This is a genomic window from Catellatospora sp. TT07R-123 (assembly GCF_018327705.1).
In the GTDB taxonomy this organism is placed as follows: Bacteria; Actinomycetota; Actinomycetes; order Mycobacteriales; family Micromonosporaceae; genus Catellatospora.
The window spans coordinates 3,396,501-3,408,784 of record NZ_BNEM01000001.1 but is presented as its reverse complement, the minus strand read 5'-3'; the positions used below and the strand labels follow the sequence as shown (position 1 = coordinate 3,408,784).

General features: G+C 72.1%; 14 protein-coding genes. 9 read left to right on the top strand and 5 right to left on the bottom strand.

The window, feature by feature from the left end:
• The first annotated feature begins 31 nt into the window (after window positions 1-31).
• The gene (locus Cs7R123_RS14590; RefSeq protein ID WP_212826905.1) at window positions 32-529 is read left to right on the top strand and encodes a hypothetical protein; all 498 of its coding nucleotides are present in this window, start codon (window positions 32-34) and stop codon (window positions 527-529) included.
• 57 nt (window positions 530-586) lie between these two features.
• The gene (locus Cs7R123_RS14585; RefSeq protein ID WP_308442894.1) at window positions 587-1,600 is read left to right on the top strand and encodes an NAD-dependent epimerase/dehydratase family protein; all 1,014 of its coding nucleotides are present in this window, start codon (window positions 587-589) and stop codon (window positions 1,598-1,600) included.
• A 122-nt stretch (window positions 1,601-1,722) separates the two neighbouring features.
• On the opposite strand, the gene Cs7R123_RS14580 is transcribed toward Cs7R123_RS14585, so the two are convergent.
• Window positions 1,723-2,226, bottom strand: a complete 504-nt coding sequence (locus Cs7R123_RS14580) for a nucleoside deaminase (RefSeq protein ID WP_212826901.1) — start codon at window positions 2,224-2,226, stop codon at window positions 1,723-1,725.
• Between the two features lie 233 nt (window positions 2,227-2,459).
• On the opposite strand from Cs7R123_RS14580, the gene Cs7R123_RS14575 reads away from it, so the two are divergent.
• The 5 genes from Cs7R123_RS14575 (at window position 2,460) to Cs7R123_RS14555 (ending at window position 5,907) form a co-directional block, all read left to right on the top strand.
• Window positions 2,460-3,743: a citrate synthase gene (locus Cs7R123_RS14575; RefSeq protein WP_212826899.1), complete on the top strand. Its 1,284-nt coding sequence runs from the start codon at window positions 2,460-2,462 to the stop codon at window positions 3,741-3,743.
• Between the two features lie 83 nt (window positions 3,744-3,826).
• A complete protein-coding gene (locus tag Cs7R123_RS14570; RefSeq protein ID WP_212826897.1) occupies window positions 3,827-4,426 on the top strand; it encodes a molybdopterin-dependent oxidoreductase in 600 nt (199 codons plus the stop codon).
• On the top strand, window positions 4,396-5,157 hold the full coding sequence (locus tag Cs7R123_RS14565; protein ID WP_212826895.1) for a ferredoxin reductase: 762 nt from the start codon (window positions 4,396-4,398) through the stop codon (window positions 5,155-5,157). The genes Cs7R123_RS14570 and Cs7R123_RS14565 overlap by 31 nt, the downstream gene beginning before the upstream one ends.
• Before the next feature lie 29 nt (window positions 5,158-5,186).
• Window positions 5,187-5,480 (top strand): DUF6510 family protein, encoded by a 294-nt coding sequence (locus Cs7R123_RS14560; protein ID WP_212826893.1) that lies wholly within the window; start codon window positions 5,187-5,189, stop codon window positions 5,478-5,480.
• Window positions 5,481-5,517: 37 nt separating this feature from the next.
• The gene (locus tag Cs7R123_RS14555) at window positions 5,518-5,907 is read left to right on the top strand and encodes a PPOX class F420-dependent oxidoreductase (RefSeq protein WP_212826891.1); all 390 of its coding nucleotides are present in this window, start codon (window positions 5,518-5,520) and stop codon (window positions 5,905-5,907) included.
• Between the two features lie 4 nt (window positions 5,908-5,911).
• On the opposite strand, the gene Cs7R123_RS14550 is transcribed toward Cs7R123_RS14555, so the two are convergent.
• From Cs7R123_RS14550 to Cs7R123_RS14535, 4 genes are all read right to left on the bottom strand, one after another.
• The gene (locus tag Cs7R123_RS14550) at window positions 5,912-7,093 is read right to left on the bottom strand and encodes an ABC transporter permease (protein ID WP_212826889.1); all 1,182 of its coding nucleotides are present in this window, start codon (window positions 7,091-7,093) and stop codon (window positions 5,912-5,914) included.
• On the bottom strand, window positions 7,090-7,797 hold the full coding sequence (locus tag Cs7R123_RS14545) for an ABC transporter ATP-binding protein (RefSeq protein ID WP_212826887.1): 708 nt from the start codon (window positions 7,795-7,797) through the stop codon (window positions 7,090-7,092). Before Cs7R123_RS14545 ends, Cs7R123_RS14550 begins: the two co-directional genes overlap by 4 nt.
• The gene (locus tag Cs7R123_RS14540) at window positions 7,794-9,143 is read right to left on the bottom strand and encodes an efflux RND transporter periplasmic adaptor subunit (RefSeq protein ID WP_212826885.1); all 1,350 of its coding nucleotides are present in this window, start codon (window positions 9,141-9,143) and stop codon (window positions 7,794-7,796) included. Before Cs7R123_RS14540 ends, Cs7R123_RS14545 begins: the two co-directional genes overlap by 4 nt.
• Before the next feature lie 67 nt (window positions 9,144-9,210).
• Window positions 9,211-10,341 (bottom strand): tyrosine/phenylalanine carboxypeptidase domain-containing protein, encoded by a 1,131-nt coding sequence (locus Cs7R123_RS14535; RefSeq protein ID WP_212826883.1) that lies wholly within the window; start codon window positions 10,339-10,341, stop codon window positions 9,211-9,213.
• A 139-nt stretch (window positions 10,342-10,480) separates the two neighbouring features.
• Between Cs7R123_RS14535 and Cs7R123_RS14530 the strand changes: the two genes are divergently transcribed.
• Both Cs7R123_RS14530 and Cs7R123_RS14525 read left to right on the top strand, forming a co-directional pair.
• Window positions 10,481-10,870, top strand: a complete 390-nt coding sequence (locus tag Cs7R123_RS14530; RefSeq protein WP_212826881.1) for a YciI family protein — start codon at window positions 10,481-10,483, stop codon at window positions 10,868-10,870.
• Between the two features lie 155 nt (window positions 10,871-11,025).
• Window positions 11,026-12,225: an acyl-CoA dehydrogenase family protein gene (locus Cs7R123_RS14525; protein ID WP_212826879.1), complete on the top strand. Its 1,200-nt coding sequence runs from the start codon at window positions 11,026-11,028 to the stop codon at window positions 12,223-12,225.
• Window positions 12,226-12,284 lie beyond the last annotated feature (59 nt).

Here is a 12,284-nt window from a genome sequence, read left to right as displayed (position 1 = left end):
CCGACCTCCGGACCGCCTGACCATGGGTGTCGTGACCAGAATCCGCGAAGCGGCCTGGCGCGGGGCCGGTGCCCTGGCGCTGCTCTGTGCCTTGTCGACGGTCGCCGGTTGCGGCGTGTCAGCAGGCGCGGTGCCGTCGGCACCGAGCGCGCCCGCGCCGAGTGTGCTGCCCACCGCGCTGCCTGACTTCCGGAAGCTCCCCAACACGGTGGTCGAGTCGTGGACCGGCGAGGGACCCGGCGAGTCGACGTTTCCCGCCGTGGACGAAGCCGCCGCCAGGCGGAAGCACCCCAGCTCCGTCCTCGCCGTGGTCGGCGCCTGCCTCGGTGGCGGCTCCATGAGGGTCGAGTTCAAGGCGGCCAAGGCCCAGGGATACGTCGACGTGCCCTGCAACGGGACGATGAGCGAATTCGCGCAGACCAACCTGATCGGCGGGGCCAGGGACCAGGGGGCGTACATCTTCTCCAAACGCACCTCCGGCCACGTGACGCAGTGGGCGATCTGCCTTTTCGTGCTCCCGGCCGTATGACGCCGCAGCCGGCTACGCCGACCGCGAACGGGGTGGTCGCCGGGCGATGCGGCGGTGATGCTGGCAGCCATGCGACTGCTGGTGCTGGGTGGGACCGTTTTTCTCGGACATGAGGTGGCGGCGCAGGCCGTCGCGGCAGGACATGAGGTCACGTGTGCGGCGCGTGGCGTATCGGGGACGGTGCCCGAAGGGGCGCGGCTGGTGGTGGCGGACCGTGACACCCCCGACGGCCTGTCGGCCCTTTCCGGCGAGTCGTTCGACGCGGTGATCGACGTCGCCCGCCGGCCCAGCCACGTCCGCCACGCGCTGGCCCAGCTCGGCGACCGCGTCGGCCACTGGGTGTACGTCTCCAGCGGCTCCGCCTACGCCGACAACTCCGTGCCGGGCCGTACCCCGGCCGATACGCCGTTGCTGCCCCCGGCGACGCCCGAGCAGGACGACGCGGTCGGCGCCAACTACGGCCCGGCGAAGGTCGCCTGCGAGCAGGCGCTGTCCGGCGCGGTGGAGCCGGAGCGGCTCTTCCTGTGCCGGGTGGGCCTGATCGTCGGGCCGGGCGACCGGTTCAACCGGTTCGACTACTGGGTGTCGCGGCTGGCCCGGGGCGGGGAGACGCTGGCGCCCGGGGCGCCGGACGAGTGGGCGCAGTGGGTCGACGTGCGCGACCTGGCCACCTGGCTGCTGCACATCGCCGAGCAGCGGCTCGCCGGGGTGTACGACGGGATCGGCGCCCCGATGCGGCGCGGCGACTTCTTCGCGGCCATCGCGGCGGCGCTCGGCACCCAGCTGTCACTGACCTGGGTCGACCAGGACTTCCTCCAGGAGCAGGGCGTGAACGCCTGGATGGGGGAGCGGTCGCTGCCGATGTGGGTGCCGCTGCCGGAGTACGCCGGGTTCATGTGCCGCGACGTCAGCGGGTCCCTGGCCGCCGGGCTGGTCACCCGCCCACTCGCCGACACCGTCCGCGACACCTGGGCCTGGCTGCCGACCGCGGGCGACCGCAGCCCCGCCAGCGGCATCGCCCCCGCCGACGAAACCGCCCTCCTGACCGCCTTCCACGCCGCCCACCCCTGAGGGCTGGCGTGCAGTTTCGGGGAAAGTGCGGGAATCTTGGTCCGGATTCGTGCACTTTCCCCGAAACTGCACCCACCCACCCACGCACCCGCAGCCGCACCCGCCCACCCGCCCGGCGCGCGTCAGAAGGGGACGCGGTCGATCTTCTCCTGCCAGGCGCGGAAGGGCTCCATCACGTTCGGGGTGAGCACCTGGACGACCGGGGTCGACCAGAGCTGGCGGGGCATCTCGAACAGGTTGTAGAATCGAAGGTCGTCGAATCCGCTGCGGGCGGCGTCGACGCGGGTGGCGCCGTAGACGACGCGGTCGACGTGTGCCCACAGCGCTGCGGCCAGGCACATCGGGCAGGGTTCGCAGGAGGAGAAGAGCACCGTCCCGGGCAGCTGGAACGTCAGCGACTGGCGGCAGGCGGCCCGGATGGCGGTGATCTCAGCGTGCGCGGTCGGGTCCAGGTCCTTGGTGACCCGGTTGACGCCCTTGCCGATGATCTGGTCGCCCTTGACGATGAGGCTGGCGAACGGCCCCCCGCCCAGCTCGACGTTGGTCACGGCCGATTGCAGCGCGATGGCGAGGAAGGCTCGGTCGGCCTCCTCGGTAATGACGGTCGGGTGGGGCAGCGTCGCCACGGTTTCAGGGTATGCCTCGCCGGGTGCGGGGTATGCCCAGTCCGCAGCACCCGTGCCCGGTCAGTTGCCCCAAGCACTCAAAAATCGTCCCAAAATCGGGTAAGTGCTTTTAAAGCACGAGGGGCTCGGCGTGATTCTCCCCTCAGCCGGGGCTGCGGCAGATGCCGAACCGCAGGGATTACGGTGAAACTTAACTACTGATAAAGGATCTCCCGATAAAGCGAGGGAAAGTCGTGGCGGATGTGAACCTGGAAACCCCGGGTGGGCACCTCTCCCTGGATGTACAGCCTGCCGTCGAAGGCGCCTCTGGCCTCGACATCGGCAAGGTGTTGAAGGAGACCGGGTTCGTCACCTATGACCCCGGCTTCGTGAACACCGCGGCGTGTACCTCCGCGATCACGTACATCGACGGTGACGAGGGCATTCTGCGTTACCGCGGTTACCCCATCGAGCAGCTGGCGGAGCACTCCACCTTCCTGGAGGTCTCCTACCTGCTGATGTATGGCGAGCTGCCCACCGCCGCGCAGCTGAGCGAGTTCTCCGAGCGTGTCCGCCTGCACACGCTGCTGCACGAGGACATGAAGCGCTTCTTCGAGGGCTTCCCCAAGGACGCGCACCCGATGTCGGTGCTGTCGGCCGCCGTGAGCGCGCTGGGGACCTTCTACCAGGACAGCCTGGACCCGTTCGACAACGACCAGGTCGAGATCTCGACCGTGCGCATGCTGGCCAAGCTGCCCACGATCGCGTCGTACGCGTACAAGAAGTCCATCGGCCAGCCGATGCTGTACCCGGACAACTCGCTCGGCTACGTCGACAACTTCCTGCGCATGACCTTCGGTGTGCCCGCGACGTCGTACGAGATCGACCCGGTCTTCGCCAAGGCGCTGGACCTGCTGCTGATCCTGCACGCCGACCACGAGCAGAACTGCTCCACCTCGACCGTGCGCCTGGTCGGCTCGGCCCAGGCCAGCCTGTTCGCCTCGGTCTCCTCCGGCGTGAACGCGCTGTCCGGCCCGCTGCACGGCGGCGCCAACGAGGCCGTGCTGGCGATGCTGGAGCGCATCCGGGCCGAGGGCGGCGACGTGGCGTCGTTCGTCCGCAAGGTCAAGGACCGCGAGGACGGCGTCCGCCTGATGGGCTTCGGCCACCGGGTCTACAAGAACTACGACCCGCGCGCCGCGATCGTGAAGAACATGGCGCAGGACGTGCTGGGCCGCATGGCCAAGCCGGACCCGCTGCTGGACCTGGCCATGCAGCTGGAGGAGATCGCGCTGGCCGACGACTTCTTCGTCTCGCGCAAGCTCTACCCGAACGTGGACTTCTACACCGGCCTGATCTACAAGGCCATGGGCTTCCCGACCAAGATGTTCACGGTGCTGTTCGCGCTGGGCCGCCTGCCCGGCTGGATCGCGCAGTGGCGCGAGATGATCAGCGACCCGGCCACCAAGATCGGCCGCCCGCGCCAGGTGTACATCGGCTCGCCGGAGCGGAACTTCGTGCCGGTCGAGCAGCGCTGACGCGTACCCCGAACCGCTCTTCGCCCCCGCTCCCAGCAGGCGAAGAGCGGTTTTTCGCGTCCCGGGTGTGGTAGCTCTAGGTGATGGGCATCGTCTCGCCGGGGTTCCACGGGCGGCGCTCGGCGAGCACCCCGAAGCTGCCGCCGGGCCAGTACCTGACCGAGGACTTCCCCGTGCTCACCGCCGGGCCGACGCCCCGGGTGCCGACCGACACCTGGGAGTTCGTGATCATCACGGAGACGGGCCAGCGCTACACCTGGAACTGGGCGCAGCTGACGGCGCTGCCCGCCCAGACGGTCACGGTCGACCTGCACTGCGTGACGAAGTGGTCCAAGCTCGGCACCACCTGGACCGGGGTCAGCCTGGACACCCTGCTGGAGAACGTGGAGACCGCCGCCGACTACGCGCTGGTCAGCTCCTACGGCGGCTACACCACCAACCTGCCGGTGGAGGACCTGCTCGACGGCCAGGCCTGGATCGCCTACCGGTACGAGGGCGAGGACGTCACGCCCGCGCACGGCGGACCGGCCCGGCTGCTGGTGCCGCACCTGTACCTGTGGAAGTCGGCCAAGTGGGTGCGCGGGATCCAGCTGTTGCACGAGGACGAACCGGGGTTCTGGGAGAGCGCCGGCTACCACGACTACGGAGACCCATGGCGCGAGCAGCGGTACCAGGGGGACTGAGCCGGCTGGACTGGCGGGTGGCGCGGCTGGTGGAGCGGCGCGCCGAGACCCCCAGCGCCGGCACCCTCGTCCTGGACGTGCCCGGCTGGCCGGGGCATCTGCCCGGCCAGCACGTCGACGTGCGGCTGACCGCCGAGGACGGGTACAGCACGCAGCGCAGCTACTCGATCGCGTCGGCCTCGGACGGCTCGCACCTGGAGCTGACCGTGCAGCGGGTCGACGACGGCGAGGTGTCGCCGTACCTGGCCGACGTGCTGGCGGTGGGCGATCCGGTGGAGCTGCGCGGGCCGGTCGGCGGCTGGTTCGTGTGGCGGCACACCGACACCGCGCCGGTCACGCTGGTCGCGGGCGGCTCCGGCATCGTGCCGCTGATGGCGATGGTGCGCACCCGGCGCGCGGCGGGCGGCAAGGCGCTGTTCCGGCTGCTCTACTCGGTGCGTACGCCGCAGGACTGCATCTACGCCGACGAGCTGCGCCGCCGCGCCCGCGAGGACTTCGGCCTCGACGTCGCCTACGTCTACACGCGGGAGGCGCCGGACGGCTGGCCCGGCGAGCCGAGGCGGCTGGGCGTCGCCGACGTCAACACGCACGCCTGGCCCGCCGACTTCCAGCCCGCGTGCTTCGTGTGCGGGCCGACCGGGTTCGTCGAGGCGGTCGCCGACATCCTCATCGCCCTGGGCCACGAGCCCCGCCGCGTCCGCACCGAACGCTTCGGCCCGAGCGGCCCCTGACCACTGGAAACGCGGCACTGGAGGATGGGATGGACCGGTTCGAGGGCAGGTATGAGGATGGGGACTTCACGGACGGGAACGCGCTGGCGGGGCCGTTGCGGGAGATCTTCGCGGTGGACCTGACCACGGCCAGCGGGCGGTGCGCGCACTGCGGCGCCGAGGGGCCGGTGGCGGCGCTGCGGGTGTACGCCCACGCGCCCGGCCTGGTCGCGCGCTGCCCCTCCTGTACCGAGGTGATCATGCGGCTGGTCCGCGGCCCGTCCAGCGCCTGGCTCGACCTGCGCGGCGCGGTGAGCCTGCACATCCCGCTCGGGGTGGAATAGGCCATGAACAGCAGTTCCGACCGGTAGATTCGCCATCATGCCGATTTTGACCGAAGAAGACGTCGCCCTGCTCAACGAGCCCCAGCTGGCCCACATCGCCGTGACCGCGTTCGACGGCTCGCCGCACGTCACCGCGGTGTGGATCGACACCGACGGCGAGCACATCATCTTCAACACCGCCAAGGGCCGGGTGAAGTACGACGCCCTGGTCCGCGACCCGCGCGTGGGCGTCTCGATCGTCGACCGCGCGAACGACTTCCGCGCACTCTGGGTCAAGGGCACCGCCGAGCTGGTCGAGGACGGCGCCCGCGCCCACATCGACAAGCTGTCGCACAAGTACCTGGGCAAGGACTACCCGTTCGCCAAGGAGGGCGAGGAGCGCATCATCGTGCGGATCACCCCGACCGCCAAGCTGGGCCAGGGCTGATCCGTCACTCCGTCCGCAGCGCCGGTACGGGGTCCAGCCGGGCCGCCCGCAGCGCGGGCGCCACCCCGAACACGACCCCGACCGCCGCCGCGACACCGAGGCTGAGCAGCATCGACCACCACGTCAGGACGGCCGGGACCGGGGTGAGCCGGTCGACCAGTGCCGCGCCGAGCGCCCCGGCGCCGACGCCGAGCAGCCCGCCGACGCAGGTCAGCAACACCGCCTCGGCCAGGAACTGGGCGGCGATGTCGGCCGGTCCGGCGCCCAGCGCCTTGCGCAGGCCGATCTCGCGCACCCGCTCGCGCACCGACACCAGCATGATGTTGGCGACGCTCACCCCGCTGACCAGCAGCGAGATCCCGGCGATGGCGACCAGCACGCCGCCGAGCAGCCCGAGCACCCGGTCCAGCACCCCCACGATCTGGTCCTGGGTGACGACGCTGAACTCGGTCTCGGGATGCCGCCGCGACAGCTCGGCCGAGATGCGCCGGCCGAGGTCGCCGAGCTGCTCGGGCGCGTCGGCCCGGACGGCCAGCGCGTCGACCCGGCCGGTGCCCAGCAGCCGCTGCGCCGAGGTCAGCGGGATGTGCAGCTCGTCGTCGCGGTCCACGCCGAGGCTCTGGCCCAGCGGGGCGAACACCCCGATCACGCGGAAGCGGACCCCGGCGACGGTGACCTGCGCCCCGACCGGGTTCCGGGTGCCGAACAGCGTCCGCGCGACCGAGGCGCCGAGCACCGTCACCCGGCGCGCCGTGTCCACGTCGGTGCGCGACAGGTACGTCCCGGCCGACAGCTGCCGGGTCAGCACCCGGGGCGAGTTGTCCAGCGCCCCGACGACGCTGGTGAAGGTCTTGGCGGTCCCGGCCAGCACCGTCTCGCCGGAGGCGACCGTCGCGGCGACCCGGTCCCGGTCGCCGACGATCCGGCCGATGGCGTCGACGTCGGAGAGCTGGAGCCGCGACGTGGTCGGCATGCCGACCTCCATCCGGCCCGGCACCACCAGCAGCAGGTTCGACCCGAGGCTGGACACCGTCCCGGCGACCTCCTGCCGGGTGCCGTTGCCGACCGCGACCAGCACCATCACCGAGGCGACCCCGACGGCCACCCCGAGCACGGTGAGCGCGCTGCGCAGCCGCGCGGCGCGCAGCGCACCGGCGGCCACCCGCCACGCCTCGGCGAACCTCATCGCCACTCCGTTCCGGTGTCGGCGGTGATCCGGCCGTCGTGCAGCACGACCTGCCGGGCCGCGCGGTCGGCGATCCGGTGCTCGTGCGTGACGATCGCCAGGGCCACGCCACGTTCGGCGTTCAGCTCCTCCAGCAGGGAGAGCACCTGCTCGCCCGCGACCGAGTCGAGGTTGCCGGTGGGCTCGTCGGCCAGCAGCACGGCCGGTTCGGTGATCAGCGCCCGGGCCACGGCGACCCGCTGCTGCTCACCGCCGGACAGCTGGCCGGGCCGGTGCTGCGCCCGGTGCGCCAGGCCCACCCGGTCGAGCAGCTCCAGCGCGCGGCGGCGCCGCTGCGGGCCGGGCACGCCCCGGTAGACCAGCGGCAGGGCGACGTTGTCGACCGCGGTGGCCTGCGGTTGCAGGTGGAAGCTCTGGAACACGAACCCGATCACGCCGTTGCGCAGCCGGGCCAGCCCGGTCGCGGGCAGCGCGGCGACGTCCTGGCCGTCGATCAGCACCTGCCCGGCGGTCGGGCGTTCCAGCCCGCCCAGCAGGTGCATCAGCGTCGACTTGCCCGACCCGGACGGACCGGTCAGCGCCACGTGCTCGCCGCGGTCGATGCGCAGGCTCACCCCACGCAGGGCGGCGACCGCGGCGGTGCCGACCCGGTAGTCGCGCGACGCCTGCCGCGCCTCGACCACGGCTGCTGTCCGGGCGGTCACTCGACGGTCATTCCCTCGCGTACGTGGTCGAGCCCGTCGACGACGATCCGCTCGCCGTCGGTCAGGCCCGCCAGGATCTCGGCGCGGCCGTCGTCGGAGGCGCCGACCGTGACCGGCTGCAGCACCGCCTTGCCGTCGCGCACCAGCCAGACGAAGCTCTTGCCGAGCTTGGTGAAGACGGCGCCCGCGGGCACCGACGGCTTGGCGTTCTGGTCGCCGACCGGCAGGTGGGCCACCGCGGACATGCCGGGCAGCGGCACCGGGTCCAGCTCGCCGTTGAGCGCGAACTTCGTCCGGTACGCCACCCCGCCGCGCGCCGACTTGGTCGGCAGAATGTCGATCGACGTGATCGAGGCGTTGAACCTGGCCTCCGGCGCCGCCTCCAGGCTCACCGTCGCCTCGTCGCCGGTCTTGACGTTCAGCACGTCGGTCTCGTCGACGTCGCCCACCAGGGACAGCTCGCTGGTGTCGACGATGGTGACGATGGCCCGCCCCGGGGTGACCGGGTCGCCGACCTCCGGGGTGTCGTTCACGCCGGGGTCCCCGGCGCCGCCGGTGCCGACGTCGAGGCCGGTGAGGCCGGGCAGCAGCGAGGCGAGCGGGCCCTGCGGCAGGCGGTCGGCCAGCAGGCCCGCGATGATCGCGTTGCTCTCCGGGCCGCCGAGCTGCACGGTGCCGTCGATCGGCGCGACCAGGGTCAGCGCGTCCACGGTGTTCTGCGCGGCGTCGGCCGCCGACTGGGTCAGCAGCCGGGTCACCGCGTTCAGGCCGACCAGGATCTTGTCGAGCTTCTTGAGGTTGTCGTGGACGTCGTCGGCGAAGTCGTCGAGGTCGTCGATGGTGTCGTTGAGCAGGTCCTCCTGCTCGTCGAGCTCTTCGAGCAGGGTGTCGCGCAGTGGTGAGGGCGGGATCAGCTCGGCGAGGTCGCGGTAGAAGTCGATCGTGTTCTGATCGTTGTTCTTGCGGTCCTCGATGAGGTCGTCGAGGTCGGCCGGGGTGATCTTCTTGATGAACTTGACCGTGTTCGCGGCCTGCCGGGCGCGGGCCAGCCGCTGCATGGCCAACGGCGAGTCGATGTGCCCCAGCACCTCGCCCTCGTGCACGAACTGGCCGGGCTGCACATTCAGCTGGACCAGCACGCCGCGGGCGGGGGAGCGCAGCGTGGCCGAGTTGCGCGCGGCGATCTGGGCCGGCACGTCGATGAACTCGGAGATGCTGGCGCGGCGTACCTCGTCGATGACGATGGCCGGGTCCGGCTCCTCGACCGCGGCCCCGGCCACCGTGAACGGCAGCGTGGCGGCCGTGAGTCCCAGCACGGCACGGCGGGTGGTGGAGGCACGGGTCATGCGTGCCAGCGTAAAGGTCAGTATGTCATAAAACGGACTTATCGGGCCCGTGTCCGGATGAAACCGCTCAGACGACGGCCCCGGCCAGCTCGACGACCCGCTCCAGCCGGTACGCCGGCTCGGCCAGCAGGCCCCCGTCCTGCCAGCGCAGCAGCGCGTCCAGGCCGGACAGGGACCAGCGCCCCGCCATGAGCAGGTCGTGGTGGCCGGGGTGGGCCGCCAGGTGGGCGCCGACGGTCAGGAACTCCATGAAGTACACGTGCTCCTTGAGATATCCGCCCGGCGCGGCGGTGTCCGCGGGCCCGCGCTTGACCCGCAGCGTGAGGCTGAACGCCTCGTCGGGCGAGGTGTGCGGCACCAGCTGCGCGAAGACGGTGCGGAAGTCGCCGCCGAGGGCGGCCTGGCAGGCGAGCACCCGCAGCGCGTTGCGGCGCATGGCGTCGACGTCGGCGACCCCGGCCCGGTGCTCGTGCCAGACCGCGAGCCCCTCCTCGGCCGGGGCGCTGTCGCTCAGGCCGTGGCCCAGGATGCGCAGCGCCTGGTGGCGGCCGTTGGCCGCCCGCAGCACGTGGGTGCCGATCTCGTGCACGATCAGCCGCCGCACCTCCGCGGCGGTGAAGACGGCGCCGCGCTTGACCCGTACCGTCGATTCGGCCGCGACCACGCTCATGCGCTCGGCCAGGTGCTCGCTCTGCTCCACCGACCACTGCGCCAGCCCCGCTTCGGCGAGCACCGTGCGCATCGCGTCGGCGGCCCGGTCGGCGGTCCAGTCGGCGGCGGGCGGGTGCTCGTCGGCCGGGTGCTCGGCCAGGTAGCGCCGGGCCTCGGCCACCGCCGTGGGGGTCGGCGCGCCGAACACGCGCATCGCGTAGCCGGTCATCTCGGCCGGGTCGCGGGTCGTCAGCGCGCGCAGCGCCGACTCCGCGTGGTCCAGCTCGCGGGCCAGCAGGTCGTGCCAGAACGGGTCGTGCGGCAGCCGGTTGCGGGCGGCCGCGATCGCGGCGGCGGCCGGGGCGGGGTCGGCCGCCGGGTAGGCGAGGCGGGGGTTGACCGGCCGGCCCGCCGCCCAGCCCGCCAGGAACTCCCGCCGCACCCGGTCGGCGTCCAGCGGCGTGATGAGCGGGACGTACCGCAGCGCCTGCTCGGCCTGTGCGACCAGGTCGGCCGCGGCGTTGATCGCATCGAGTTCGGTGTCCACGGCCCCGCCATCCTGATTCATCGACAGACCCGACCACCGTAGTCGTATTGGGATAGGACGGTCGTCCCGGGTTCGGGGTGGTGGGGAGCCCCGGCAGGTCCGGTTCGCTAGGGTCGGGTGGAGTGAATGGAGTGTGGCCGTGAAGTTCGCCCTGCTGATGTACAGCGATCCCGCCGAGACCGCCGCGATGTCGCGCGACCAGTTGCGGGAGGTCGGCCGCAAGCACGAGCGGCTGCGCGCCGAGCTGACCGCGGCGGGCATCCTGGTCGCGGGCGCCGGCATGGGCCACGCCGACCAGACCACGACGGTGCGGCTGTCCGGCGGCGCCCAGGTCGCCGGGCCGGGTCCGCTGTCCGCGGCCCGCGAGCAGCTCACCGCGTACTACGTGCTGGAGTGCGCCAGCAGCGCGGAGGCGGTCGGCGTCGCCGAGCGGATCGTGGACTTCCATGTCACCTCGGTCGAGGTCCGGCACGTCCACGACTCCTTCGGCATGGTCGAGGCGGGTGCCGGGGTGTCCGCGCGGAGCTGACTGATCACCGTGGGTCACCAGGGCACTCTCGGAGGTGACCGTGTCCGGCCGCGGCGAGAGGCTGAACAGGACGCCCCGAAATACACCGCATGTCATCCATCCGGCGGAAAGCGGGGTCGTCTCGCCGGAAACGGACACGGGGAGGAGTGTTTCTGATGCTTGAGGGAGGATCTCCGCCAGGGCTGCTCCAGCCGCAGCTCACCACCGAACAAGAGGAATGGCTCAAGCGCGTCGCGGATCTGGAGCCGCTGCTCGCGGCGCACCGCGACCGGTCCGACAACGTGCGGGAGATGTCGCGGGAGGTGTTCGAGGCGCTCCGTGACGCCGGTCTGTTCCGGATGTGGGTGTCGCGGGCGTTCGGCGGCGGCCAGGCCAGCATCCTGACCGGGGTCACCGTGGTCGAGGCGCTGGCGCGCATCGACGCCTCCGTGGCCTGGCTCGTCGGGACGCAGGCCGCGCTGTCCCGGCTCTCCGACTACCTGCCCGAGCCGGTGGCCCACCGGCTCTACCGCGAGAACACCGGCCTCGTGATCGGGGCGACCCGGCCCACCGGCACCGCCGAGCGGGTCGAGGGCGGCTACCGGCTCACCGGGAAGTGGCCGCTGGCCAGCGGCTACGCGCACGCGCGGTGGCTGCTGTGCACGGCCGTGGTCACCTCCGGCGGCGAGCCGGTCGTGACGCCCGCCGGGCGCGAGGCCCGGCTGCTGCTGGTGCCCCGGGAGCAGACGACCGCCGAGGACACCTGGCACACGCTCGGCCTGCGGGGCACGGGCAGCATCGACTTCCGCGTCGACGACGTCTTCGTCCCCGACGAGCTGAGCGTCGGGCGCACCGACGTCCTCAGGTATCCGCCGGAGCGGGCGTCCCAGGCGTACGCCATCGACTACTTCACCTTCGTGCACTATGCCGACGCGCCCGTCACGCTGGGCATCGCCCAGGACGCGCTGGAGAGCTTCCGCCCCACGGTCGCGGACCGGGTGCCCGTCGGCGGCACCGCGACCCTCGCCGAGAGCCACACGATGCAGGACCGGCTGGCCCGCGCCGAGATGCTGGCCTACTCGGCGCGCCTGCTGCTGTGGGACGCCGCCCGCCAGGGCGACCGGTACGGCGCCACCGGCGGCCTGCCGTTGACGGCGACCGTACGCCTGACCGCCGCCACGGTCGCCGACAAGGCCACCGCCGCGGTGGACACCGTCGTCGACCTGGCCGGCACCTCCGTCATCTACCGCAAGAACCGCCTGGAGCGCTGCTTCCGCGACGTGCACACGGCGAACAAGCACATCTCCATGGCCCCGGCGCACTTCGAGATGGTCGGCCAGTACCTGGTCGGCGGCCCGATGCCCTGGCGCCGGTAGCCCCACCGGACCCGCCGGCGACCGCACCCCGCCCCGGTGCGGTCGCCGGCGCCTTCGTC